This is a genomic window from Sphaerochaeta associata (assembly GCF_022869165.1).
Classification (GTDB): domain Bacteria; phylum Spirochaetota; class Spirochaetia; order Sphaerochaetales; family Sphaerochaetaceae; genus Sphaerochaeta; species Sphaerochaeta associata.
Genome location: NZ_CP094929.1, coordinates 1,016,526 through 1,041,258, shown reverse-complemented (window position 1 = coordinate 1,041,258; position 24,733 = coordinate 1,016,526). Strand labels below are relative to the sequence as shown.

Genomic DNA, 24,733 nt, shown 5'->3' with positions numbered 1-24,733 from the left:
TTATTTTCCTACACAAAATCCGCTGAAAATCTTTTGCAGAATATCGGCAGGTGTCACTTCACCGGTCAGCTCCCCGAGATTCTGTAGCGCTTCGCCCAATTCCACTGCGGTAATATCCAGCGGGATATCCTGATCGACAAGGACCAAGGAGCGCTGTAAAGCCTGGGCTGCATTCTCAAGCAAGGTGTACTGCCGCTCTGATTCAATAACCACCTGTTCATCGCCGGTTGCCACACTGCCCTTGGCCAAGCGTTTGGCAATCTCATCCAACAAGGAAAGAACCCCCTCGCCGGTCTGGGCGCTGATGGCCATCCTGCCCATGGGAGGTTTGACCAAGTCGCTCTTGTTGTAGACAACCAAGGTTCGCTCATCCTCCTCGGGAACATGGCCGAGCTCGGTGCTGTCCACCAGATACACCACCAAGTCAGCCTGTCCGATAAGACGCTCGGTCCTTCTAATCCCTTCGTTTTCGATGGCGTCATCGCTTTCCCGCAATCCTGCAGTATCGTACAAGCGAATCGGAATCCCATGTACATCCATGTCTGCCTCGATGTAGTCCCGCGTCGTACCGCGAACCGGGCTGACGATGGACCGTTCCTGTTTCAACAAGAGATTGAACAGTGAACTCTTGCCGGCATTGGTGGAACCAGCCAGGACAATGCGGGCACCTGTGCGGTACAATCGGCCGATTTGGTAGGTACCCGACAAATCCTTGATTTGCTTGATGAGGTCGACCAACTGCAATCGGGGAAAGACAAATTCATCCAACTCATCCTCTGCATAATCGAGCTGTACTTCAACTGCTGCAACAATACCCAGCAACTGTTCCTTCATGGCGGATATCCGGCTGCGAAGGCTCCCTTCCAATCGGCCCAACGCAAGGGAGCGTGAGCGTTGGCTCTGGCTGGAGACCAGTTCCTGTACCGCTTCGGCCTGGGTCAGGTCCAGCCTGCCATGCAAAAAGGCACGAAAAGTGAACTCTCCGCCTTCCGCGCTGCGCATGCCCAAACGATTGAAAAGCGCCAGAATTTCCTTGATCACAGCAAGTGAACCATGGCAGGTGAGTTCCACGGACTCTTCTTTTGTATAGCCGTGGCCGTCAGTATATACAGCAGCAACAACCTCATCGATTGCCAAGCCGTTCTCATCGATCAAATAGCCGTGCACCAAGGTTGCATTAGCAGCATCCAGGAGGGCTTTGGGCCGGGAGAACCGAGTAGAAAGGAGGATTCTGCACCCATCCCCGCTGACCCTGACCACCGCCAAGGCACTCTGCGCCCAAGCCGTTGCAAGGGCATAGATGATGTCGTCAGTAACGTATCGCTTCATACTGGCGAGTATACTGCAGCGACAGCGACACTTGCAACACAAGCAGAGCTTTGGCTATGATTCGCTCATGAAAGCAGCAGCACAATTTCGCTCGGCCATGTACCGTACCATCCGCACCTTTTTCGACGGACGCGATTACACCGAAGTCGACACACCGATACTCTCAACCTCCCTCATTCCCGAGTCCACCATCGAGAACTTCGCCACCAGGTTTCAAAATCCCTTTCTCCCCTCTGTCGAGTTGTATCTGGTTCCCTCCCCTGAAATATTCATGAAGCAGCTCATCGCCCAGGGCTGGGGAAGCATCTATCAGATCAGCCACTGTTTCCGCAACAGCGAGCAGCTCGGGCATATCCACAACCCGGAGTTCTCCATGTTGGAATATTATACGGTGGGCGCCGATGATGAGGATTCGATTCGAATCACCGAAGAGCTGTTCGCATCCCTGCTTACCGACGATGCTGCAGAGTACCTGTGCCCCCCGTTCGCCCGCCTCACGGTGGCGCAAGCGATGCAAACCTATGCCGGAGTGGACTTGGACAAACACCAGAAACAATCCTCCCTCGCCGATGAAGCACGCAGGCTGGGCCTGAGCGTTCCTGATGAACCGGAGAGCTGGGAGGAGACGTTCAACCGAATTTTTCTGACCTTTGTCGAACCCAACCTTCCTCAGGACCGTCCGCTTGTACTGGAGCGTTACCCCAAGCAGATCGAATGCCTTGCCAAACAGGAAGGCGCATACAGGCGGCGGTGGGAACTCTACGTGAAAGGAGTCGAGGTGGCTAACTGTTACGATGAGGACCGCGACCAGACAACGATTGAGAACTACTATCGGGACGAGTATGCAAAGTTGGTACAAAAACGTGAGGAAAGCGGGACGGTAATTCCTGATATAGACCCTGATTTGGCCTCGGTTTTCTCCTCCATGCCCCCTTGCTCGGGTGTTGCCATCGGGCTTGATCGGCTGCAGATGCTGCTGATGGGAAAAACCGACCTGCAGGGGGTGATTCTTTTTCCCCTTTCTGGTATGCTGAAGAGTGGCAATACGCGCAATTTGTAAATATACGAGGTAATGAGCATGATTAAAGCAGGTCAAATCGATAAGGGAACCGCCTTGTTGATCAAAGGACAGCCGTTTGTTGTTGTCGACCGTGAATTCGTAAACCCCGGAAAAGGTTCCGCCTTCGTTCGCCTGAAGCTGAAGAGCCCTTCCACCGGTCAGACGCTCCAAGAAACGATGAAGAGCCAGGACAACGCCGAGGATATCACCGTAGTCGATAGGGACTGCCAGTATCTGTACAACGATGGGGAGAACTTTCACCTGATGTTGACCGACAACTTCGAGCAGATTGAAGTGCCGATGGGCAACTTCCCCGACTACCAGTACCTGATGAAGGACGGAGAGACCTACCGCTGCACTTTTTGGGAAGCCCAGTTGTTGGAAATCCAAGTCCCCCCGAAGGTGGTCTTCCTGGTAGCAGAAGCCGAGGAAGCCGTCAAGGGCGACACCGTGCAGGGAGCAACCAAGTACATCACCACCGAAACCGGCTTGAAGGTACGCGTTCCCATTTTCATCAAGCAGGGTGAGAAAATCCGGGTGAACACGGAAACCAAGGAATACCTTGAACGAGTGAATAGCTGACAGGATTCTTTTCAGTATCCAGAAACCTCCGAACCTCGTGTTTGGAGGTTCTTTTATGTGTTGTGACACATCCGTTCTCTAACACAACTTCCCGATTGCATAATTGTTAGTGAAAAATTCCTGAAAAAGAAACAAATCCGCCTCTATGCTGACAAAATTGTGCTAAAAATTGACTATTCAGTTATTGCGGAATCCAAAATATCTGTCACACTATACCTGTATAGTATGTGATACGTATGTCCTAAGGGTATTTGATTCTGGGGAAACCGGATGAAAATAGAGTCAGAAACGAAGAAAAAAGGAGAGAACGTACATGAAAAGGAATCTTCTCATTATCGCACTCGCATGCATGCTTCTGGTGCCAAGTTTTATCTTTGCCCAGCCTGCAGCTGAAGCGAGCACAAGTGGAACCATGCGCCTGGCTTGGTGGGGAAACCCCACTCGCGATGAACGCACGTTGAAAGCCGCCGACATGTTCATGGCAAAGTATCCCGAGATCAAGATCGAGACCGAGACCACCGGTTGGGGCGGATACTGGGACAAGATGAACACCCAGGCCGCTGCAGGGAGTCTTCCTGATCTGATGCAGCACGACTATGCGTACATGCTGCAGTGGGTATCCCGCAATCAGCTCGCTGACCTCACCCCGTACATCCAGAAAGGCATCATCGACCTGTCCAAGATCAATGACTCCTTCCTCTCCGGCGGAAGAGTGGACGGCAAGCTCTATGGTATCAGCCTCGGAACCAACGCTGTCTGTCTGACCTACGACCCGGCAGTGCTTGCCAAGGCCGGCATCGCCGAACCCGACAGTGCTACCTGGACATGGGAAGACTTTGAAAGGATCGCCCTCGAGGTCTACCGCAAGACCGGCGTTCAGACCATTCCGTTCTTCACCACCGATCCGAAGGTAGGATTCGACAACATGATCCGCCAGACCGGAGCTGCAACATTCGGCAAGTCCGGCTTGGGCTTCACCGACCCTGCCGCCCTGCGCGAGTTCTACGCCATCCAGCTCAGACTGCTCGACGCCGGTGCACTCATTCGTCCTGAAGTCGCCTTTGTCACCGTCACCCCCGAAGAGGGTGAATTTGCCAAGGGTCGTTCATGGGTAGAGTTTATCTGGTCTAACCAGTTCGTCTCCACCCAAGCTGCAGCAAAGCGTCCGCTCAAGCTGGCCCTCTTGCCCAACATCAAGAACGCAAAGGCCAAGGGAACCTTCCTCAAGCCCTCGATGTTCTTCTCCATCCCCGCTTCCGCCGAGAATCCTGAAGCGGCCGCCAAGTTCCTCAACTACTTCCTCAATGACATCTCTGTCAACGATATGCTGATGGGCGAACGCGGTGTTCCGATTCCTGATGATGTGCGCGACCATATGTCCACCAAGGTCGATGCAATCAACAAGCAGATCTTCGATTACATCAGCCTCGCATCCAAGAATGCAGGGCCGATTGATCCTCCCGATCCTACTGCCTCCGGTGAATTCCTGAAGATGGTCCGTGACGTAACCCAGGAAATCCTGTACAAGCGCGTAAGCTTGGATGCTGGGGTTTCCAAGATCATGACCCAGGGAAATCAGATTCTCAAATAGCTCATCCTCACGTTAGTCGGGAGGCCTGCCTTTGCAGGTCTCCCTGTATACTTCAAGGAGCCTCCATGAAGCACATCAACAGACGTACCAGAACCCTGATGGAAGATGCCGCCGGGTATGCATTCATCAGTCCCTGGCTGCTTGGATTCGTAGCCTTCTCCATCATACCCATCCTCTTCTCGCTCTATTATTCCTTCACAGACTATGACATCCTCGGAGATCCAGTCTTTAATGGGTTGAACAACTTCAGGAGGATGGCCGGTGATCAGCTTTTCTGGCAATCCTTGAAAGTCACCTTCTTCTATGCATTTGTATCAGTACCGCTTCGCCTGATTTTCGCATTCTTCGTCGCAATGCTTTTCAACCGCGGCACACGCGCCATCCGTTTCTATCAGGCAGTCTACTACGTGCCTTCCCTCGTGGGAGGTTCGATTGCAGTAGCTGTTATGTGGCGCAGGCTCTTCATGGCCGACGGTGCCTTGAACGCCGCCTTAGCAAAAATCGGCATCATCACTGAGTATTCGTGGATCGGAAATCCCGATACCGCCATATGGACACTCATTGTCCTTGCAATCTGGCAGTTTGGATCCTCCATGCTCATTTTCCTGGCAGGCCTTCGCCAGATACCCAAGGAACTGTATGAGGCTGCATCCATCGATGGTGCGGGCTCCTTCAGAAAGTTCCTCAACATCACCGTCCCGCAAATCACCCCGGTTCTTTTCTTCAACCTGGTCATGCAGCTGATCAACGGCTTTACCGTCTTCACCCAGGCCTTCGTGGTCTCCGGGGGATCGGGCGACCCGCTCAACTCAACGCTGGTGTATGCACTGTATCTCTATCAGCGAGCCTTCAAGTTCTACAACATGGGCTACAGCAGTGCCATGGCGTGGGTCTTGGTATTGATCATCGGCGTGATGACCGGCATTGTCTTCAAGACCTCCAGCTCCTGGGTCTTCTATGAAGCCAAGGAGGGAAAATAAGATGACCAACTATAAGATCAAGCACATCCTCGGCCAGACAGTATTCCACATTGTGGTTATCCTGCTTGGCTTCATCATGCTCTATCCGATTCTCTGGATGGTTTCCAACTCCTTCAAGGATAATGCCGACATTTTCAACACCAGTTCCTTGATCCCCGAAACCTTCCGCTTTGACAACTATGCACGGGGATGGAGGTTCAACAATTCGGTTACCTTCTCCACCTTCTTCTACAACTCTTTCTACTACACGATCATTTCCACCATCGGCTCGGTAATCGCCTCCTCTCTGGTGGCGTATGGATTTGCCAGGGTGCCCTTCCGGGGGCGCTCATTCTGGTATGGCTGCATGTTCATGACCATGATGATTCCCTACCAGGTGGTCATGGTCCCCCAATTCATCATTTTCCATAAGCTTGGGTGGATCAACAGCTTCAAACCCCTGATCATTCCCCAGTTTGCAGGACTTCCCTTCTTCATCTTCCTGATGGTGCAGTTCATCCGTCAGATTCCCTATGAATTGGATGATTCGGCAAAGATCGACGGTTGCAACCGCTTTATGATCTACTCCAGGATTCTCTTTCCCCTGATAAAACCTGCAGTCATCACCAGCACCATTTTCAGTTTCTACTGGCGATGGGATGACTTCTTGGGACCTTTGCTCTTCTTGAACAAGCCCAGGCTGTTCACCGTCTCCCTTGCCCTACGCATGTTCAGCGATCCCATGACTTCCACCGACTGGTCGGCGATTTTCGCCATGGGAACGCTCACCCTGCTTCCGGTCTTGGTCATTTTCCTGATCTTCCAGAAGTATATCGTGCAGGGCTTGGTGACTACGGGCTTGAAGGGCTAGTCGAGCTTCATCCGCTCGCAGAGTGCGAGCAGGATGATTCCTATTCCATGGGTATCATCCAGGCGGGGCAACAGCTGCTCGGCATAGTAGTGCTTGGAACAGGAGAACTCAGAACCCCTGCACACTCCCCAGACATGGCCGTCGGTATCGATGGCCATCTTTTTGAGCCCTTCACAAGCTCTGATGCACCCCTCCCGGTACACAGCGGGATCTTCATACCAGCCGTTTCGGATACCTCGGGAGAAGGCACAGGCAAACATGGCGGTGCAGCTGCTTTCCTGGTAGCTCTCCTTCATGTTCAGCACCTGATGAAACAGCCCCATCTCATCCTGCAATTTCAGATACCCGCTGCTGAGATTTCTAAACAGATCTATAAGAGACTTTCTTTTCGGATGCGACTGCGGCAGGACCATCAACAGCTCGCTAAGGCTGAAGAGAGCCCAGCCGTTTCCCCGTCCCCAGGGAATGCCGGTGGCGATGTTGCGGTCGAAGTCGTAGACGTGGCTCATCAGATTCTTATCCTGCATGTACAAATACTTGGCAAAGCCGAAGAACTGTTGAACAGCGTCATCCAAGTGTTCCATATTGCCACTATAGCCGGAATAGCGGCACAAAAACGGGACTGACATGTACAGATCATCCACCCACAGTGTATTCTCATGGAACTCGTGCATGAGGCCGGTGCGGAAAAAGGTACCATCGGCCAACCGCGGCTGGGTTTTGCAGATATAATCGCCCACCACGGCAACCAGCGACTCATACCCTGAGAGCTCGTGGTCCTTCGCTATCTCAAGCAAGGTCGATCCAAAGCTGCCACAGTCGTCCAGACTATCCAGACTGGTCATCAGATGATGGACGGCGGTCGCACCCCCAAGAGTGTCTTTATCCCACATGGCATACTCATAGGTATCGATGCTGGCTTGTATATGACGCTTCAGGTATGCATGAATCTGCACCGACAACTCAGGGTCCAGATCCCTCAGCATGCGCTCGGTTTCCACCAAACCATAGAGGGTGACTCCCAATGGATAGTTCCAATGTCCGAACAGAACATTGTCGTTGTACATTCTCAGATAGGTTTCACCACCCTCCAAGCGCCAGAAATCCAATCCATTCGAGGTGGAAAAGGGTTTGGTGAACTCTACCGGAAAACCCTTCGGCCTTACAGCAAAAGGCCCTGCAATGGCATAGTGATATGCCGATTCAGAACCCAACACGGGATGCATCAAGGAAAGTATATTGCCTTTCTTCGCATCGGTGATATGCAAATCCACTCCCTCTCCTATCTTGGCATAGAGTGTCAGGGTATGTGTGCCGCTTTTCACTTCCACTGAACTGCTGACGCTCTGCCCATCGAGTGCAAGTTCAGAGTTGCAGCTGAGGTTGCACCACGTGTCCTTTGCAACAGAGAAGGAAGTAACCACGACCGCCCACTCGTCATCAGCTGCGTGGGGAAACACCTCTGCAAGGTCAATATGGGCAGCGGAAAAATCAGGAAGTTCGGGTCGCCAGGTCAGGTTCTTCAATGCTTCGGGATGGACAGTCTCAAGCAGGGTTACTTGTGGTTCTGAGTAACAAATCCCTTCCATGGCAGGATAGATGGATGGCATAAGAAAGTAGTAATCAAGTTTTCCCACCCAGGTTCCGAACTCACATCCAAAACCTCCGCTGGTGTTCTCGCAAACCAGAACCAACTCGTTGGTTCCTTTTTGCATGGGAAGGTCGAAGATCTGCTTGGAATGGTAGCGCTCACTGAATATATCGCTGCGCGCCTCAAGAAATCCGTTTACGTAGACTTGTACCGGTCCATAGGGAATAAGGGCGAAACGGAGTTTCATCGCATCTGCGGCCTCATACGTCCCCCACAGGTAGGAAAAGGTTCCAAGCTTTGCCGACGGAAGCAGCTGATGCATATCGGCATGATAGCGGTAATCACTGCCGCGGTAGATGCCTTTTTTCATGAAGGGACGATAAGTATACGAACCTTCTGCATGCAGTGAGAGATAGCGCTCCACGATAGCCTTTGTACTCTGAAATTCACTGGCATTTGCCATACTTTTTGCACTGTCCATAAACATAGTATCCCCTCAAGAGCGTAGAGAGGCAAGGAAATTGGTGAAAAATTGAGTGATTCCTCTTGCCAAACGAACCAAATTGCTGTACGTTAGTCATCGTTAACTTACAAAGGAGCCGAGGATGCAAACCCCCAGACAGTTGGAATTGATAGAAGCAGCCATCAAGCTCACCGCTACCGATGGAATTCAGAAACTTACCATACGAAACGTTGCATCGGCAATCGGCGTCAGCGAGGCGGCGGTCTATCGCCATTTTGAGAGCAAGCACGAACTTCTCAAGGCCATTCTGGCGTATCTCAATGCAATGCTTTCACCCCGATTCGATGCCCTGTTCGAATCTGAAGCACCTGAGTTTGAAGCGTTGCGTGCATTTTTTTCTGAACTTTTTACCTTGTTGGAGCACAATACAGCCTTCACCCTCTTGTTGTTTGCAGAAGAAACCTTCAATGTGGATCCGCAGCTGCAAACTGAGTTGCTTTCCCTCATGGAGGGCAATCTGGCTCGCTTGGTTCAATTCTTTGAGAAAGCAATTGAAAAAAGTGCCTGCCGTTCGGATCTCGACCCCCGCCAGCTTGCCGTCATCACCTTCGGTTCAATTCGTCTTTCTGTTTCCCGCTGGCACCTGCAAGGAGCGAGCACCAGTCTCACCAATCAAGCCACGCCCATCGTCAACACGCTTATCACCCTGTTCTCCGTAATGTAATGCATCGGATGGCAAGGGATGCAAATCTTTGTCTATTGTAAGTAAGTAAACGTTAACTATTTGGAGGATTCATGAAATTCATCATCGCTCTGGCAAAGCGTCCCTATGCTTTGCTGCTCCTGCTACTTGTGCTCTCAATCCTGTTTGCCGTCTCAATCTCGCAAACGGCAAGCCTTGAAACCGACCTGAGTGAGTATATGCCCAAAACGCATCCGGCCTTCATTGCAAGCGATGATGCCGAGCAGCTTTTCGGCATCGGTGACGCAATACTCATCGTCCTTGAAGACCCTCAAGGAATCTACAATTCCGAAACGATTGAGAAAATCGATGCAATCACCAAGGCCTTGGAAGAGGATTTTGAGGCAATAGAACGTGTAATATCTTTGACCAACGCCGATAACATACAAAGCACTGACGGTTTCTTGGAAGTTGAGCCTTTCTTCTCGGGCAATACCAGCGAGAAAGCCTTGCTATCCATGAAGGCCGATGTTGAAGCAAATCCCATGATCTACGGCAGGAATGTAAGCAGGGATGGGACAGCCACGCTCATCATTGCCGAATTGGGTGAAGATGCAGATACCAAGGCTCTGCAAAAAACGCTGCAACAGTGGATAGGACAATGGGAAGGTCCGCAGAAGCTGAGAATTGCAGGCCGTCCGGTCATCGAGGGATCCCTTGCCGAATTGGGACCGAAAGACATGGCGATCATGTTTCCCTTGGTCATTCTTACCATGATTATTCTACTCTACTTCCTGCTTCGCTCAGTCAGAGACACGGTCCTGAACATGGTCATTGTACTTTTTGGTACTTTGCTTGCGTTCGGCAGCATGACCCTCCTGGGCATACCAATCTACGCAGTGGATACCATGATTCCGGTCATGTTGATTGCCATCGGAGTCGCCTACGGCATTCATATGCACAACACCATCCATCACTTGATAGCTGAATTTCCTACTATCGGTAAGGATGAGCTTGCAAGAAAATCGGTGCAGACGATGATCAGACCGATATTCATGACTGCTCTCACCACAGCCATCGGATTTGTTGCCTTGATGAGCAGCAAAGTGCTACCAGTACGATATTTCGGTCTCTTTGCAGCCATCGGGGTTCTTGGTGAAATGGTACTTGCATTGTTGTTGTTTCCCGCCTCCATCTACCTGCTGGGTGTTCCCAAGTACAAGCAAAACATACAAAACCTGTCAAAACCTTCGGCTATGACACGGTTGAATGCTTTGATCATGAACCGACCGAAATTCTTGGTAATCCTTTCAATGATCATTCTTGCAGTCGGCATCTGGGGAACCAGTAAGGTCTGGATCGATACAAGCTTTTTGGCCAATTTCGAGAAGAACAACTCCATCGTAGAGACCGATCAGTATGTGAATGCCAAATTCGGCGGGACCTCAACTTTGAATGTCATCCTCACCTCCGAAAACGAAGATCTATTCAAAGATCCACAGGTATTGCAAACCATGGACAGTATGCAAACCGACCTGGAATCGAATGCTATCGTAGGCAATACCCTTTCTCTTGCTACGTTCATTAAGCAGATGAACCAAGTCATGGAAGAGCATGCCGATGCCAGTTTCAGCATTCCGGATTCCCAAGAACTCATCAGCCAATATCTGTTGCTGTACGAATTCTCCGGCGATCCCCAAACGCTCGAGCAGGTGATTGACTATACCTATTCCACAGCAAATATCACAGTACAATTGAAGAGCGACAGCTCGGCCGTCCTCAAGGACGTGCTTACAACCATCGACTCCTATCAAGAAGCGTTCAGCAAGTTCGGCATCGAGGTAGGGTATGCAGGAAGCGGCTATAAGACATTTGTCTTCAGCGAGCTGTTGTTGGAAGGGCAGATCATCAGCCTGATCATCTCGTTCGGCATCATCTTCGGTCTGCTTGCCTTGTTGTTTCACAATGTACGAATCGGTATTGTCGGAACCGTTCCCATCGCCATCACGGCAATCGTCAACTTTGGAGTCATGGGCTTGCTCAATATCCCGCTCAGCTCGGCCACTGCCTTGATCACCAGCATAGCCATAGGCATCGGCGTCGATTATGCCATCCACTTCCTTGAACACTACACCAATACCCGCCTCGAAGGAAAAACCCTTGAGGAGGCGACTGTAGAAACGCTGCTTCATACCGGCAGGGCCATTGTCTTCAATGCCATTGCTGTGATGGGAGGCTTCGCCATTCTTCTCTTCAGTGTTTTTCCTCCCAATAGGCAGGTAGGAGCCTTGATCATCCTGAATATGGCCACCAGCGCCATCGCAACGCTTACCGTCCTGGTGGTGTTGATCCATCATCTCGATCGCAACAACCATCTCTTTTCCAAACATATCACTACCATTTCACAGAGGAGCATCACATGAAAAATCACAAACAACATCGACGTATTTTCCTGGTTCTGGCACTTGTGCTGGGAATGTCTGCCTTGTTTGCCGCCGACTATTCCGGCGAGCAGGTAATGTGGGAAGTGTATAACCGCGACAGCGGTGATACCATGCGTGCAAACCTGATCATGACCTTGACCAATGCCAGAGGCTCGGTTCGCGAACGAAGCATCGTCCAATATCGGATGGACAAAGAGGGAGTTGAGAGCAAGTTGATGTTCTTCCTTTCCCCCAACGATGTGCGCAATACCAGTTTTCTGAGTCTCAGCTATGAGGACGGCCGCTCAGATGCACAGTACATCTATCTTCCTGCGCTGAAGCGGGTCAAGCGAATTGCATCCGACAGCAAAAACGACTCATTCATGGGCTCGGACTTCACCTATGACGATATGGGAAGCCGCCACCCTGATCTCGATACCCATACCGTACTCAGAAAGGAACTGATTCAGGAAAAGTCCACACTCGTAGTGGAAAGCATCGCAAAAGGAGACGAAGATTATCCACGCACTCTTTCCTGGGTGGTCGAAGGAGAGTGGTTCGGCCTCAAGAAAGAGTTCTACAGGCAAGATGGGACTTTGGGGAGAACATTGAGCATAGAGGCGTTCGAAGAAGTCGACGGTATCTATGTGATCACCGATATGATCATGAAAGACTGGGAAAAACAGACTTCAACACGAATACAGATGAAGGAGGTTGCGTTCAATCTCGACTTTGACGACAACTTTTTCACCGAACGACAAATGAAAATTGGACCGAGAGGATAAATCATGAACATAAGACAGAAAACATTCGTAGTATTCCTTTTCCTCGTCTTGGCAGTTCTGCCTGCCATACCAGCAAACAGTACATTCAGTGGAATGGTCCGCGACTATGCTGCAGTACGGTTGGAATCACTGGATATGCCAGTCCATGAACAGACGATGGATGCATTCTATGAACATAGTACAGACATGGGAAAGCTTACCCTTCACCCGGTGGTGTACAGCAATCCCAACAAAGCCTTGCAACTCAATCTGGCCGAAGCATACTTTGACTTCTATCTGGAAAATGCAGACGTGAGAGTGGGAAAACAGAAGGTCATATGGGGAGAAGCCGAAGGAGCATTCATCACCGACTTGGTGAGCCCAAGGGACATGAGGTCTTTCATTCTTGCCGACTTCAGCGAGATCCGCAAGGCGGTGCCCGCCATCAAAGTGGACTATTATGCAGGGCCGTACACGATGCAAGGCATCTGGGTTACTCATTTCATTCCAACATCCCTACCCGCTTCCAACTCCATGTGGGCGCAAACACCTACGCTTCCATTCCCGCCTGCAATCACATCGGTGTCCTTCACAGACTCGGCCATGCCTGAAACGACGCTCGAAAACAGTGAATTCTTTCTCTCCCTCGGTCGTTTCGGCAATGCCGTAAGCTGGAAACTAAACGGAGGCTATGTGTTCACTGACGAACCCTTGGCGAGTGAGGTAACCGCTCCCGATCCCGCCACACGGGTGATTTCCCAACGGTATGAACGCTACAGCTTCATCGGTGGCAGCTTCAATACCGCCTTGGGAGGTCTCGTACTCAGGGGAGAGACTGCGTTGGCATTGGACAAGCCGATGAACAGCCTTGATACATCCAAAAACCCTCCGATCACGATTGAAAAGCATACCCAGGTGCAAGCCTTGGTCGGCCTCGATTGGAACATGTTGGGATCCCAATGGTCAACCCAGTACCTGATGGTGTACACCCACGATCACACCGCTTCCCTGGTTTCCCAGATGAAACCAGTCAAGGAATTTGCACATACATTCACCTTTCGGATGCAGGACACCTTCTTCGACGAGCAGTTGACAGTACGACTGTTCACCTATATCGAAGTCGAACCACTCAATACACTCCTGCGTCCATCAATTTCGTACAACTTTGGCAATGGCGTACTCTTGGAAGGCGGCCTGGATGTATTCTTGGGAGACAAGGACGGGACGTTCGGAACCTATGCTTCCAATTCGCTGGCCTGGGCCGCTCTACGTTGGTATTTCTAGAGCGAACAGAGCCCATATAAGACGAAGAGAGCTCCCTCACGCCGGGAGCTCCCTTCAAAACCTAGACCAAACGATTAACCAACCAAGACTTTCAGATCATCCTCTACCGAGCTGATTCCAGCAATGCCGAAGTTCTCAACCAGCACATTTGCTACATTCGGAGAGAGGAATGCAGGCAACGTGGGTCCGAGATGGATGTTCTTCACACCAAGGTAAAGCAGTGCAAGCAGCACTATAACAGCCTTTTGCTCGTACCAGGCAATATTGTAAGCGATCGGCAGATCGTTGATGTCATCCAAACCGAAGACTTCCTTCAGCTTCAGGGCGATGAGTGCCAGTGAATAGGAGTCGTTGCACTGACCGGCATCCAATACACGGGGGATGCCGCCGATGTCACCAAGGTTGAGCTTGATGTACTTGTACTTGGCACACCCTGCAGTGAGGATTACGGTGTCCTTGGGCAGAGCCTTTGCAAATTCGGTATAGTAATCCCTGCTCTTGGAACGGCCGTCACAACCACCCATGACCACGAACTTCTTGATCGCACCGCTCTTCACAGCATCGACAACCTTGTCGGCAAGGGCGAATACCTGCTCGTGGGCGAAACCGCCGACCAGTTCCCCGTCCTCGATCTGAGTCGGAGCCGGGCAGGTCTTTGCCAAGGCGATGATCTCGCTGAAGTCCTTCTGCTCGCCGATGTTGCCGGCAATATGCTTGCAGCCCGGGAACCCGGTGGCCCCGGTGGTGAACAGGCGAGGCTTGTAGGACTGGGCCGGGGGAACAATACAGTTGGTGGTCATCAAGATAGGACCATTGAAGGATTCGAACTCCTTCTTCTGCATCCACCACGCGTTGCCGTAGTTGCCGTAGAAGTTTGGATACTTCTTGAAAGCAGGATAGTAGTGGGCGGGAAGCATCTCGGAGTGTGTGTATACATCGACTCCGGTTCCCTGTGTCTGCTCAAGCAGCATCTCCAGATCTCGGAGGTCGTGACCGCTGATCAGGATGCCGGGGTTCTTGCCGACTCCAAGCTTGACCTTGGTGATCTCGGGATGGCCGTAGGTGCTGGTATTGGCGGTATCGAGCAGCGCCATGCCTGCAACACCCCATTTACCGGTCTCAAGGGTAAGGGCCACCAACTCATCGACGCTCTTGACTTCAAGCAGGTCAGAAAGAGCCTTCTGGATGAAAGCATCCAGTTCTTCGTTCTCATTGATCAAGTTGTTGGCATGCTTGGTGTATGCACAAACGCCCTTCAAACCGTAGGTGATCAGCTCCTTGAGGCTGCGCACATCCTCATTGCTCTCAGCGAGAACTCCAACCGTCTTGGCAAGCTCTGCATAGGTGGAAACGTCAGCGTTATTGAACAGGGCTGCAGTACTGAGATTATTCTTGTCAGCAAGCGTAGCAAGCAATTGCTCCTTTGCAGCAATGGTAAGCAGAATACGTTCCACTACCTTGTCATCGTCAAAGTTGGCGTTGGTAATGGTCTGGAAGAGATTGTAGGTGACAATGTGGTTTACATCCTTGTCAATCTGCTTGCCCTCGGCACGAAGTCTGGTGGCAACCTGGCTCAGGCCTTTGGTTACCCAGATCATCAAATCCATCAAATTTGAGGTTGCAGGCTGCTTGCCGCAAACACCGACCTGGGTACATCCAAAATTCCGGGCGGCTTCCTGACACTGGAAACAGAACATCTTGCTGTCCATCCGTTTTTTCTCCTTACGAACTTATATTAGAAACTGACTACCAGAAACATCTTGAAACGTTCTGGTGCATATACGGCATGAGGGACGTTGCTGGGCATGAGAATCGATTCGCCGGCACCCAAGGTGAACTTCTTGCCGTCAATCGTCACTTCCCCTACTCCATCCAAGGCGATGACCAGGGCATCCCCGCCGCTGGCGTGGGTGCTGATCTCCTCCCCTTTCTCGAAAGCAAACAACGTAAGGCTGTGATGCTTGTCCTGGGCAAACGTTTTACTGACCACCTGTCCTTCCTGATACTGGACCAGATCGGCAAACGCGTGCACTTCGGCAGCCTTGAAATTCTTGAACATCGTTCTTATACTCCTTGTCTTTGCTTACAACCGTACTGTAAGTCATAATTCAAAACACGTATGTTGGATTTCCAACACATTCAGAATTTTATGTTTTCTTCCTGCAACCTTGTCCTAGCCTGCAAAACCTCCTATACTCAGCCCTATGAATTGTGGGGGAAGTCAGGTTTGGGAATCCTAGAACTCTTGTTGGTCGCCACCGGCCTTGCCATGGATGCTTTTGCCGTATCCTTGTGCAAAGGATTGAGAATGAGGCGCATCAACTACGCCCAAGCCGTCGTGATCGCTCTCTTCTTCGGTGTTTTTCAGGCCCTGATGCCGCTGCTTGGATGGACGCTGGGCATCCAGTTTGAACGATACATTACTTCAGTAGATCATTGGATAGCATTCATCCTGTTATCCGTCATCGGCTCGAAAATGCTGTACGACTCCCTTACAGAAGATCCATCCTGCCCCGTTCAAACGGTCGATCGACTCGATCTGAAAGAACTGCTGCTGCTGGCCATCGCCACGAGCATCGATGCATTGGCAGTGGGAATAACATTAGCCTTCCTCAAGACCGACATCCTTCTCTCCGTATCCCTGATCGGAATTGTCACCTTCAGCCTCTCCTTGCTGGCGGTGGCAATCGGAAACCGATTCGGCAACCGCCTGCAAAGCAAGGCAGGTATCGCAGGCGGGGTGACTCTCATACTCATAGGTCTGAAAATCCTGCTCGAGCACCTGGGTGTTGTCACGTTCTAGTTCTCTGTTGCATCATCCTCCGGCTCTCCACGCGTCACCTTGCCCATCAACAGGAAGGCAACCAGCATGGAGATCGAACCATAGAGGAATATCGCCCTGAATCCGAAGAAATCGATGAACGCTCCGGTAATCGGAGGTGAGATTATTGAGGCCAGCTGGCTGAAGAAATAGTACAGACCGGTATAGATTCCCACGGTTTGGTACGTCGACATCTGCCAAAGCATCGGGAAACTGTTGGTCACCACCGATACCCAGAATATGCCGAAGCAGAACAAAAGCGCCCAGAATGTATACTGGCGGAGTGCCGCGCTGAGGTGTGCAGTAAGCGGATCATGGAAGAAAATTCCCGCTAAAAGCACCACCAGAACGGAAAGAGAGATGCGGATGGTCTTTTTTCTTCCGATGCGATGAGCCACAATTCCCGATGGAATGGCGAAGATTGCATAGGCAATACCGACCATCCCGGCAGCCAGACTCGCCGTTCCACTGCTGGTCTTAAGGATATCCTTTGAATAGAGACCGACAAACGGCAATATTCCTTGATAGCCGATGAACCAGAACAACAAGGAGAACAAAATGAAGAGTGCACTCCTGTCCTGCTCACCGAAGATTACTTTCAAGGATGACAATATCGGAACCTTCTTCTCCGTTTGCGCATGTTCGACTGCCTTTTTTTCCTTCACAAAAAAGAAGAGCAGGATGACTGCCAGCAATACGAGCAGCGATGAGATGGGGAATGCAAGGATTTCCTTTGTAGGTCCCAGGCCCGGCAAATTGATGGGAATATCCATCAAGCGTGCCAAGCCGACGGTACCGACGATGGTTGCGATGCCTCCCATGGTATTGATGACCCCGTTTGCTTCACTGCGAAGGTCGCCGGGGATCATATCGGGCATGAGGGCTACAACGGGTCCTCTTACAGCCTGCTTGAACAGATTGAGTACGAAGACCAGGACGATGAGCAGCCAAAGGCTGAAGAGGGCGGAGATGGGAATCAGGCCGAAGGCAACAGCTGTGACCGGCAGACAGATGACGATGAACGGCATCCTGCGCCCGATTCTGGTATGGGTCCTGTCGCTTATCGCACTGAACACCGGTATGAGAAATATGGCCAACATATTGTCAAAGGTCATGATGGAGCCGATCAAGGCCTTCGACTCGACAAATCGTGCCAGGAAAATCGGAACATAGGTGTCATACAGAGGATCCATCAATCCCATGGTGAAGAATCCGAGCCCGATGAGGAAGGTGGTCAGGTAGTACCCCTTCAGACCTCGTTTCTGTGCTTTGGCCATACAGCAACTCCTTTGTGCGTGCAGTTGTTTCCAGTGTACCACGATTTTGATACAATGCGATAAGCATTGTACTATGCTCTGGACGAAATTCCGAGATTAGGGTACACCAACTTCATGCAAAAACGAGAAGATCCAACCATCATCACATCCAAGGAGGAGCTGAGACGCCACCTGGTGCTCACCGAGGATGAGAAGATGTTTGATACTGATGATACAAACATCCTGCCTCTGAAAATTCCCTTCTATTTTTTCAACCTTATCGACAAGAACGACCCTCTTGACCCCATCCGCCGTCAGGTTGTTCCAACCAAATGCGAACAGCAGGTGCTGGCCGAAGAACATATCGATCCACTTTCGGAAGTCGACCATAGTGTCACCGAACGCCTCATACACCGGTATCAGAGCAGGGTCGCCTTTTTGACCACCGATGTCTGCCCTTTGCACTGCCGCCACTGTTTCCGAAGGCGTTTCACCGGCACCTTCCAGGGTCCGGCAGACGAGAAGCAGATAGGACTGGCGGCTGCCTACGTTCAGGCTCACCCTGAAGTCAAGGAGATATTATTCACCGGAGGCGATGTTCTCACTCTCTCGAACCAAGCACTCGAGGCTATGATCAGAGCATTCCGAGACAAGCGGCCCGACTTGATCATCCGCCTCTGTACAAGGATGCCTGCATCGTATCCGATGCGGATCACAGCCGAACTGATCACCATGCTCAAACAGTTCAACAGCGCCCCGTTTTATCTGATGACACAATTCAACCATCCACGCGAGTTGACAACACAGGCAATTGAAGCGATTCGTTTGTTCGTGGATGCAGGGATTCCCGCCATGAACCAGACTGTGCTCCTCAAGGGAGTGAATGACGATGTCCCCACGCTCGAAGAGCTGTGCAACAGCTTGGTCTTCAACCGCATCAAGCCCTATTACCTCTTCCAAGGCGATCTGGTATCGGGGACGGCTCACTTTCGGGTTCCACTGAAGGAAGGACTTGCCATCGAGGCGGAGCTTAGAAAGCGTCTGAGCGGGCTTGCCATGCCCCTGTATGCCATCGACCTCCCACAAGGTGGAGGAAAGGTACCCTTGATACAAGGATACCTTTCTGAGCAGTCTGGTTGCGGTCTGTGGTCCTTCAGGACCGTAGACGGTGAAATAAGAACCTATCCAGATCCTAAGGAGCAATCCTCTTCAGAACATCCTCGATGGCTTTGGTCCGAATCTCCTGACGCTGCTTCTCATACTCTTCAGGAGTCAGGAACACAATCGTCTCCTTCTCCTCGAAGACAGGAACCGTAATGATCGGCTGCCCTTGCTTCGGCACAGGCGGGGCCTCCACCACTACAGTCGTTTGAACCGTCTTGGGAACTGACGGAGCGACCGGTTGTATGAGCACAGGCTCGGCCTTGGGCTCTACAACCACCGGTTGAGCAGGAACGAGCTCTGTTTTGGGTTCAACAGGAACAGGCTCTGTCCTGGGCTGGACAACCATCGGCTGAGCAGGAATCGGTTCGGCTTTCGGGGCGGGAGGTGCTTCTACAACGGGTATGGGTTCAGGTTGGGCCACAACCTTCACCGATGGGCTGCTCATTGTAGGGGCCTTCGGCACCCTGACAAGAGGCATTTCAGCTACATATGCATTAACTTCGGTTCTGACTGTCTCCTCGATGCCGTCAAGCAAGGATGGTACCAAGTCGAGCACAATCTGGTCACGATAGGTGTCGTACAGGACAAGAAGGTCCGATTCCTGCAAAGAAGGAGCAAGACTCTCCCGCATGCTGGCCAGATAGCTCTCCTTGTTGGCCTCCAACTGTGCGACCACCTGCTCCACTACCTGGGGAAGCTTTGCGTCGACAAGCTGGGGCAGGAGACTCAGAAGCTCGGCCTTGTTGTTTGCAATTCTCTCTGAAAGTTCCGACTGTATTCGGCTTCCATAGGCGGCTGCTTCAGTCTCAAGGCTGGTTTTCAGAGCCTGGAGATCGTTAAGCATGGAACGCCCCATCTCCTGACGGAACGTTTCAAGTTGTGATTGCAATGTTTCGACCAGCAGGGGTTCAACAGCCTTCGATAATTCTGATACCAACGATTGGTCAGCCAAAAGCCGGGAGCGAATGGAAGTTGCAAGCGTCCCTTCCAGTTCCTTTGCAAGGGTTGGAAGAAGTTCCTTGGCGAGAGCCTGAGTGTTTGACACCTGCTCCACTGATGGCTTTATCGGAGGAGGCTGCACTTCCATCAAGGGTACGGTCTGTCGCTGCCTTGCTTGCTCAAGGATCTCATTTGGTACACCAGGACGCATATACCACAGTCCTGCGAATACAAACAATGTCACCACAATGGTGATGACCAGTACATTGATCCGAACCGCTTTACTCATTTCAAACCCTCATATTGCCACGATTTCAAAGCTGTGGTGAAATCGATAATCCTATCGTAGCACAATAGGTTGCGACTTGTCGATGAATTAACGTCCTTGAGCGGGTATTGTGCAAGATCTTCACGGGTATTTTTCCGGCAAGTGAGACTGCGTTGATATCCTTCTGTGCACGCTCACGGGCAAGAAATCTCTTCCAGGTAAGTCGTTCACGACCTTTCGCCCTACCATATCGAACCAACAACGGAGCCTGGATGAAGAGGATGTGGTCGCACAGCACATCCAAACCCATGCGGCCGAGCAGAGCGGCATTGAGGATGATTGCAGCCTTGTCCTGCTGCCTGGCCTCGTCAATAAGGCCCTTGCAGGCCTCAACCATTTTTGGATGGGAAATACTTTCCAGAATCTTGAGCTTGGAAGAATCGGAGAACACCAATTGTCCCAGTTTCTTCCGGTCAATGGAATGATCGGTCAAGATACCGCTTCCAAACGCTTGGACAATCTCCTCTTTGCTTTGCTCAAGCGCAGCATGACCCAACGTATCGACATCCACAACTGGAAATCCGAATGAAGCGAAAACCGAGGCATAGGCGTTCTTGCCGGCACAGGCCCTCCCTGTGATCCCGATGACCAGCATCAGTGGATGTCTCCCCAGTTACTCCCCACCTCGATGCTTGTACGCAGCGGAACACTGAGTGTAACAGCTTTCTCCAGCGCTTCCTGGACAACAGCCTTGGTCTTCTCTACTTCGTCTTCAGGAACTTCGAAGATGAGTTCGTCGTGGATCTGCAGCAGCAGGCGTGCCCCCAGTTTGTGCTCCCTGAGCATGGCGTCGCTGCGAAGCATGGCAAGCTTCATGATATCGGCGGCACTTCCTTGGATGACGGTATTGACGGCTATGCGTTCAGCCTTCGCCCGTTCAACCGCACTGCGACTGTTGATTTCTGTTATCATCCGGACATGCCCGAGCAGTGTCGAAACCGACCCGACCTGTTGAGAAGATGTTTTGGTTGCTTCCACAAAGGAACGCACCGCACTGTACCGCTCGAAGTATTGGTCAATGAACTGTTTCGCATCGGAGTGAGGAATCTTCAAGTCCATCGCAAGGCTGTGGGTTCCCATACCATACATGACCCCGAAGTTGATCGTCTTGGCAATCCTGCGCTGCTCAGCGCTCACCTTATCAAGCGGTACATCGAAAATCAGGCTGGCAGTCGAACTGTGAACGTCGATGCCGGCTGCAAACGCCCCTTTCAACCCTGGATCATCGGCCATATGGGCCAATACCACCAACTCAATCTGTGAGTAGTCGGCCGAGAGGAAGAGATGCCCGGCCTTGGGAACGAAGGCCGAGCGGATTCTTCTTCCCTCCTCGGTCCTGACCGGTATGTTCTGCAGGTTCGGGTCCTTGCAGGAAAGCCTTCCCGTTTCTGTACCGGTCTGGGCGAACGAGGGGTGAATCCTTTGGGTCTTCTCATTGATCTGCAGCGGCAGTTTATCAATATAGGTTGTCTTCAGCTTGTTGAGCATCCGATACTGCAAAATCAGTTCGACTTCAGGATAGCTGTCCCTCAGCGGTTCCAGCACATCGGTGGAGGTGGAGAACCCCGAGCGGGTTTTCGCGCCCGTGGGGATGTTCCGCTCAACAAAGAGCACCTCCTGCAACTGCTGTGGTGAGTTAAGATTGAATTCATGGCCGCAGATGGTGAATATCTGGTTGCGTATTGCTTCAATCCGCCCTTCAAATTCCGCCGAAAGCGGTTCGATGAGCTTGCGCTCCAGGTAGATGCCTGCAAGCTCCATATCGGCAATGATTCGGAGCAAAGGCATCTCAACCTCATCGAGCAGCGAACGCAGGTTGCGTGCTGCAAGCAACTCGGCAAAGAGTTTGTAGAGGCGGAAGGTTATATCGGCATCCTCGGCGCCGTAGAAGACCGCCTGATCGAGCGGAATGTCCGAGAGCAGCTTGTCCTTGGGGACGATGTCGCTGTACCGAACGGTTTTATAGTTCAAATACTTGTCGGCAAGATAGTCCATATTGAAGACTGAAGCACTGTCCAACAACCAGGCAGCCACCATGGTGTCGAACACCATGTTCTTTACCTTGACACCCCACTGGTGAAGCACCTTGTAGTCATATTTGATGTTCTGCCCGACCAAGGAAAGCTTTCCCGTACTGAAGTATGAATCGAGCAGGTCTCTAACCTGCTGTCTGTCCATAAGCTCCTTGCCATCATGCACGAGGGGCACATAGTAGGACGTACCCTCAACCCAACAGAAGGAGAAGCCGATTACCTGTGCAAGCATCTCATCCAAACCAGTCGTCTCGAGGTCGAAAGCCATGACTCCTGTGGCCTTCACAGCCTCATCAAAGAGACGCTTGACTTGTGCCAGGTCGGTAACAGCCTCATACGAGGATTTTGCATGCTCGACGTTCGGCTCCGCCTTGGCAGGAATCGGTGAGGAGGCATCCCCATTGGATGCTCTCCCAAGCTCCTTGATGATGCTGCGCATTCCGATTTCCTGAAACAGCGGAACAGCGGCATCGTAGTCGACATCACGTACCAGATACTGCTCTGTGTCGAAGGTATCGACAGTAAAGAGATCACGTTTCAACTCAACCAAACGCTTGCTCAGCTTGGCGTTCTCCTCACCTTCGGCAAGCTTTTTCTGCAGGCCGGGAGCGATAAGCTTGAGATTTGCATAAATGCCTTCCAAGGAGCCGAATTGCTGCAGGAGTTTTGTAGCGCCCTTCTCCCCGATTCCCTTCACACCCGGGACGTTGTCGGACGAATCACCGAGCAGGGAGAGATAATCGACTATCTGCGACGGCTTGATCCCATACTCCTCCTCTACTTCGGCGCATCCCATAAGACGGTAGAACTTCTCGTTCTTCTTTGCCGGTCGGAGGGCCAAGGTGTGGTCATCGACCAGCTGCAGCAGGTCCTTGTCACCGGTAAACATTATGGTGTCAATTTGATGGCGTGTTGCCTCCTCGCTGAGCGTGGCGATGATATCATCCGCCTCAAACCCCTGCATCTCTATGGTGGGAACCTTGAGGGCTTTCAGAATATCCTGGATGAGCGGAACCTGGGTGTGCAGCTCTTCGGGAGCTGCATCACGATTGGCTTTATACGGCTCGTACAGGGTGTGACGAAACGTCGGGCCCATGCTGTCCATCGCCACCACCAGGTAATCGGGGTTGTTCTCACGAATGAGCTTGAGCAAGGTGGAAAAAAAGCCGTAGACGGCCGATACATTATTGCCTTGGGCATCCCTGATGGGATTGGCGAAAAAGCCGAAAAATGAACGATAGATCAGGCCATAGCCATCAATGATGTACAATTTTTTCTGGTTGCTGAGTGTGGTTGGAGGTGCAACTGCAGGTTCCTGCGGCTTGGGGGGTACGGACAATACCCGATCCTTGGCTTCAGAGGCAAGTTTCTCCTGATCGAAGTCCTGGTTTGAAAACAATTCGTCCATATTCAACTCCCTACTGCTATATGCAGCATATCATAGGCCACCGAAAATCCCTCGGGCAGCTCGGCAGACAGCGTAGCGTGGCTCAGGCCATGGCTCAAATGAGTGAAATACACCCGTTTGGCCCCGACCTTGCGCCCAAAGGCTACCGCTTCAAAGACACTGTAGTGGGTGGGATGGGGCCAATAGCGCAATGCTCCCACCACCAAGGCATCGAGCCCTTCAAAGTAAGGCAGGCTCCGCTCTGGTACTTCACTGCAGTCGGTCGCATAGGCGAACGAGCCGATGCGAAAGGCAAATATCTCCCGCTTTCCATGCAGAACTGGAATGGGCATTACCTTGAAATTGCCGATTTCAACCTCTTCAAACGGTTTGAGAATCCTTAAATCCAGATGCGGGATCCCCCCGGCGATATCATCACCGTTGAGAACGTAGCTGAACCGACTTTGAATTGCGAGGGCCACATCCTCTTTACAGTATACCGGCAGACTGTGATCTTTGCAAAACACCCTCAAGTCATCAATCCCGTTGAAGTGATCGGCATGATCATGGGTATAGAATACAGCGTCGAGACTTTTCAAACCTGCTCTCAGGGCCTGGAGCCTGAACTCGGGAGAGGTGTCAACCAAGATATTGAAAATCTCACTCTGAAGCAGGATACTTGCACGATAGCGTGTATCGCGGGGGTCGCAGGAGGTGCAGACAGGGCAGCTGCACCCTATGACGGGAATGCCGTGGCTGGTTCCAGTTCCGAGAAATGTAACGTCCAATTGACTCATTTTGCCATTTCCGACACGTTCTTCACCGCATCCTCAAGGGCTTGCTGTCCTTGTTTTGCTGCATCCTTGAGCCGCTGTTGGACTTCAGGGCTCGAGAGCAGTGACTGAAGCCGATCGAAGGCTTCCTGCGAAAACTCAGGATTCACCTTCACAGCCTCCAAGGCAGTCAGGACCTGGGCGTTCACCGAACCCTTACGCAAGGCAAAGCTCACCCCGAGAAACTGCATGCTCATGCTGGGGATGAAGAAGTACATAATGAAAAACGAAAGTATCGCAACGGTGATCGACGACAAGAATGCATGAAAAAATCCTTTCTTGGCCATGACTGAACTCCTCTAGGCAAATGTACCACACTTGGGCGAAGCGGAAAAGCAACTCAGGCCCGGATTTCTCCGGGCCTGAGCAAATG

Annotated in this window: 20 protein-coding genes; 11 read left to right on the top strand and 9 right to left on the bottom strand. The window is 51.6% G+C overall.

Annotated features, from left to right (window positions below):
- A complete protein-coding gene (mnmE, locus tag MUG09_RS04795; protein ID WP_244773961.1) occupies positions 1 to 1,329 on the bottom strand; it encodes a tRNA uridine-5-carboxymethylaminomethyl(34) synthesis GTPase MnmE in 1,329 nt (442 codons plus the stop codon).
- A gap of 67 nt (positions 1,330 to 1,396) precedes the next feature.
- Between mnmE and MUG09_RS04790 the strand changes: the two genes are divergently transcribed.
- The 5 genes from MUG09_RS04790 (at position 1,397) to MUG09_RS04770 (ending at position 6,392) form a co-directional block, all read left to right on the top strand.
- Positions 1,397 to 2,389, top strand: coding sequence for an EF-P lysine aminoacylase GenX (locus MUG09_RS04790; RefSeq protein WP_244773960.1), 993 nt, complete (start codon positions 1,397 to 1,399; stop codon positions 2,387 to 2,389).
- An 18-nt stretch (positions 2,390 to 2,407) separates the two neighbouring features.
- Entirely contained in the window at positions 2,408 to 2,971 is a 564-nt protein-coding gene (efp, locus tag MUG09_RS04785) for an elongation factor P (protein ID WP_244773959.1), read from the top strand.
- 313 nt (positions 2,972 to 3,284) lie between these two features.
- Positions 3,285 to 4,562, top strand: coding sequence for an ABC transporter substrate-binding protein (locus tag MUG09_RS04780; protein ID WP_244773958.1), 1,278 nt, complete (start codon positions 3,285 to 3,287; stop codon positions 4,560 to 4,562).
- 65 nt (positions 4,563 to 4,627) lie between these two features.
- Entirely contained in the window at positions 4,628 to 5,542 is a 915-nt protein-coding gene (locus tag MUG09_RS04775) for a carbohydrate ABC transporter permease (protein WP_244773957.1), read from the top strand.
- Position 5,543: 1 nt separating this feature from the next.
- Positions 5,544 to 6,392, top strand: a complete 849-nt coding sequence (locus MUG09_RS04770) for a carbohydrate ABC transporter permease (RefSeq protein WP_244773956.1) — start codon at positions 5,544 to 5,546, stop codon at positions 6,390 to 6,392.
- Here MUG09_RS04770 and MUG09_RS04765 read toward each other — a convergent pair.
- On the bottom strand, positions 6,389 to 8,464 hold the full coding sequence (locus MUG09_RS04765) for a glycoside hydrolase family 88/105 protein (RefSeq protein WP_244773955.1): 2,076 nt from the start codon (positions 8,462 to 8,464) through the stop codon (positions 6,389 to 6,391). The genes MUG09_RS04770 and MUG09_RS04765 overlap by 4 nt on opposite strands.
- A 124-nt stretch (positions 8,465 to 8,588) precedes the next feature.
- Between MUG09_RS04765 and MUG09_RS04760 the strand changes: the two genes are divergently transcribed.
- From MUG09_RS04760 to MUG09_RS04745, 4 genes are all read left to right on the top strand, one after another.
- Complete coding sequence (locus MUG09_RS04760; protein WP_244773954.1) at positions 8,589 to 9,170, top strand: TetR/AcrR family transcriptional regulator; 582 nt, start codon at positions 8,589 to 8,591, stop codon at positions 9,168 to 9,170.
- Positions 9,171 to 9,241: 71 nt separating this feature from the next.
- Positions 9,242 to 11,551, top strand: a complete 2,310-nt coding sequence (locus MUG09_RS04755; RefSeq protein WP_244773953.1) for an efflux RND transporter permease subunit — start codon at positions 9,242 to 9,244, stop codon at positions 11,549 to 11,551.
- Complete coding sequence (locus MUG09_RS04750) at positions 11,548 to 12,336, top strand: outer membrane lipoprotein-sorting protein (protein WP_244773952.1); 789 nt, start codon at positions 11,548 to 11,550, stop codon at positions 12,334 to 12,336. Before MUG09_RS04755 ends, MUG09_RS04750 begins: the two co-directional genes overlap by 4 nt.
- Before the next feature lie 3 nt (positions 12,337 to 12,339).
- Entirely contained in the window at positions 12,340 to 13,599 is a 1,260-nt protein-coding gene (locus MUG09_RS04745; RefSeq protein WP_244773951.1) for a DUF1302 family protein, read from the top strand.
- A gap of 74 nt (positions 13,600 to 13,673) precedes the next feature.
- Here MUG09_RS04745 and hcp read toward each other — a convergent pair whose 3' ends face one another.
- Positions 13,674 to 15,308, bottom strand: a complete 1,635-nt coding sequence (gene hcp / locus MUG09_RS04740) for a hydroxylamine reductase (RefSeq protein ID WP_244773950.1) — start codon at positions 15,306 to 15,308, stop codon at positions 13,674 to 13,676.
- 26 nt (positions 15,309 to 15,334) lie between these two features.
- Positions 15,335 to 15,658, bottom strand: coding sequence for a cupin domain-containing protein (locus tag MUG09_RS04735; protein WP_244773949.1), 324 nt, complete (start codon positions 15,656 to 15,658; stop codon positions 15,335 to 15,337).
- Positions 15,659 to 15,826: 168 nt separating this feature from the next.
- Here MUG09_RS04735 and MUG09_RS04730 point away from each other — a divergent pair, with 168 nt between their 5' ends.
- The gene (locus MUG09_RS04730; RefSeq protein WP_244773948.1) at positions 15,827 to 16,402 is read left to right on the top strand and encodes a manganese efflux pump MntP; all 576 of its coding nucleotides are present in this window, start codon (positions 15,827 to 15,829) and stop codon (positions 16,400 to 16,402) included.
- Here MUG09_RS04730 and MUG09_RS04725 read toward each other — a convergent pair.
- Complete coding sequence (locus MUG09_RS04725; RefSeq protein WP_244773947.1) at positions 16,399 to 17,697, bottom strand: MFS transporter; 1,299 nt, start codon at positions 17,695 to 17,697, stop codon at positions 16,399 to 16,401. The genes MUG09_RS04730 and MUG09_RS04725 overlap by 4 nt on opposite strands.
- A gap of 114 nt (positions 17,698 to 17,811) precedes the next feature.
- On the opposite strand from MUG09_RS04725, the gene MUG09_RS04720 reads away from it, so the two are divergent.
- Positions 17,812 to 18,993 carry a KamA family radical SAM protein gene (locus tag MUG09_RS04720; protein WP_244773946.1) on the top strand — a complete coding sequence of 394 codons (1,182 nt, stop codon included), beginning with the start codon at positions 17,812 to 17,814 and terminating at the stop codon, positions 18,991 to 18,993.
- A gap of 1,100 nt (positions 18,994 to 20,093) precedes the next feature.
- Here MUG09_RS04720 and coaE read toward each other — a convergent pair.
- From coaE to MUG09_RS04700, 4 genes are read right to left on the bottom strand one after another with little or no spacing between them, the layout of a single operon-like run.
- Positions 20,094 to 20,702 carry a dephospho-CoA kinase gene (coaE, locus tag MUG09_RS04715; RefSeq protein WP_244773945.1) on the bottom strand — a complete coding sequence of 203 codons (609 nt, stop codon included), beginning with the start codon at positions 20,700 to 20,702 and terminating at the stop codon, positions 20,094 to 20,096.
- Positions 20,702 to 23,548, bottom strand: a complete 2,847-nt coding sequence (gene polA, locus MUG09_RS04710; protein WP_244773944.1) for a DNA polymerase I — start codon at positions 23,546 to 23,548, stop codon at positions 20,702 to 20,704. The genes coaE and polA overlap by 1 nt, the downstream gene beginning before the upstream one ends.
- 2 nt (positions 23,549 to 23,550) lie before the next feature.
- Positions 23,551 to 24,324, bottom strand: a complete 774-nt coding sequence (locus MUG09_RS04705; RefSeq protein ID WP_244773943.1) for an MBL fold metallo-hydrolase — start codon at positions 24,322 to 24,324, stop codon at positions 23,551 to 23,553.
- Positions 24,321 to 24,647 carry a hypothetical protein gene (locus tag MUG09_RS04700; protein WP_244773942.1) on the bottom strand — a complete coding sequence of 109 codons (327 nt, stop codon included), beginning with the start codon at positions 24,645 to 24,647 and terminating at the stop codon, positions 24,321 to 24,323. Before MUG09_RS04700 ends, MUG09_RS04705 begins: the two co-directional genes overlap by 4 nt.
- Between the last annotated feature and the right edge of the window lie 86 nt (positions 24,648 to 24,733).

Coding starts and splice junctions, on each gene's coding strand:
- mnmE (WP_244773961.1), bottom strand. CDS start 1,329: ATGAAGCGATACGTTACTGACGACATCATCTATGCCCTTGCAACGGCT.
- MUG09_RS04790 (WP_244773960.1), top strand. CDS start 1,397: ATGAAAGCAGCAGCACAATTTCGCTCGGCCATGTACCGTACCATCCGC.
- efp (WP_244773959.1), top strand. CDS start 2,408: ATGATTAAAGCAGGTCAAATCGATAAGGGAACCGCCTTGTTGATCAAA.
- MUG09_RS04780 (WP_244773958.1), top strand. CDS start 3,285: ATGAAAAGGAATCTTCTCATTATCGCACTCGCATGCATGCTTCTGGTG.
- MUG09_RS04775 (WP_244773957.1), top strand. CDS start 4,628: ATGAAGCACATCAACAGACGTACCAGAACCCTGATGGAAGATGCCGCC.
- MUG09_RS04770 (WP_244773956.1), top strand. CDS start 5,544: ATGACCAACTATAAGATCAAGCACATCCTCGGCCAGACAGTATTCCAC.
- MUG09_RS04765 (WP_244773955.1), bottom strand. CDS start 8,464: ATGGACAGTGCAAAAAGTATGGCAAATGCCAGTGAATTTCAGAGTACA.
- MUG09_RS04760 (WP_244773954.1), top strand. CDS start 8,589: ATGCAAACCCCCAGACAGTTGGAATTGATAGAAGCAGCCATCAAGCTC.
- MUG09_RS04755 (WP_244773953.1), top strand. CDS start 9,242: ATGAAATTCATCATCGCTCTGGCAAAGCGTCCCTATGCTTTGCTGCTC.
- MUG09_RS04750 (WP_244773952.1), top strand. CDS start 11,548: ATGAAAAATCACAAACAACATCGACGTATTTTCCTGGTTCTGGCACTT.
- MUG09_RS04745 (WP_244773951.1), top strand. CDS start 12,340: ATGAACATAAGACAGAAAACATTCGTAGTATTCCTTTTCCTCGTCTTG.
- hcp (WP_244773950.1), bottom strand. CDS start 15,308: ATGGACAGCAAGATGTTCTGTTTCCAGTGTCAGGAAGCCGCCCGGAAT.
- MUG09_RS04735 (WP_244773949.1), bottom strand. CDS start 15,658: ATGTTCAAGAATTTCAAGGCTGCCGAAGTGCACGCGTTTGCCGATCTG.
- MUG09_RS04725 (WP_244773947.1), bottom strand. CDS start 17,697: ATGGCCAAAGCACAGAAACGAGGTCTGAAGGGGTACTACCTGACCACC.
- MUG09_RS04720 (WP_244773946.1), top strand. CDS start 17,812: ATGCAAAAACGAGAAGATCCAACCATCATCACATCCAAGGAGGAGCTG.
- coaE (WP_244773945.1), bottom strand. CDS start 20,702: ATGCTGGTCATCGGGATCACAGGGAGGGCCTGTGCCGGCAAGAACGCC.
- polA (WP_244773944.1), bottom strand. CDS start 23,548: ATGGACGAATTGTTTTCAAACCAGGACTTCGATCAGGAGAAACTTGCC.
- MUG09_RS04705 (WP_244773943.1), bottom strand. CDS start 24,324: ATGAGTCAATTGGACGTTACATTTCTCGGAACTGGAACCAGCCACGGC.
- MUG09_RS04700 (WP_244773942.1), bottom strand. CDS start 24,647: ATGGCCAAGAAAGGATTTTTTCATGCATTCTTGTCGTCGATCACCGTT.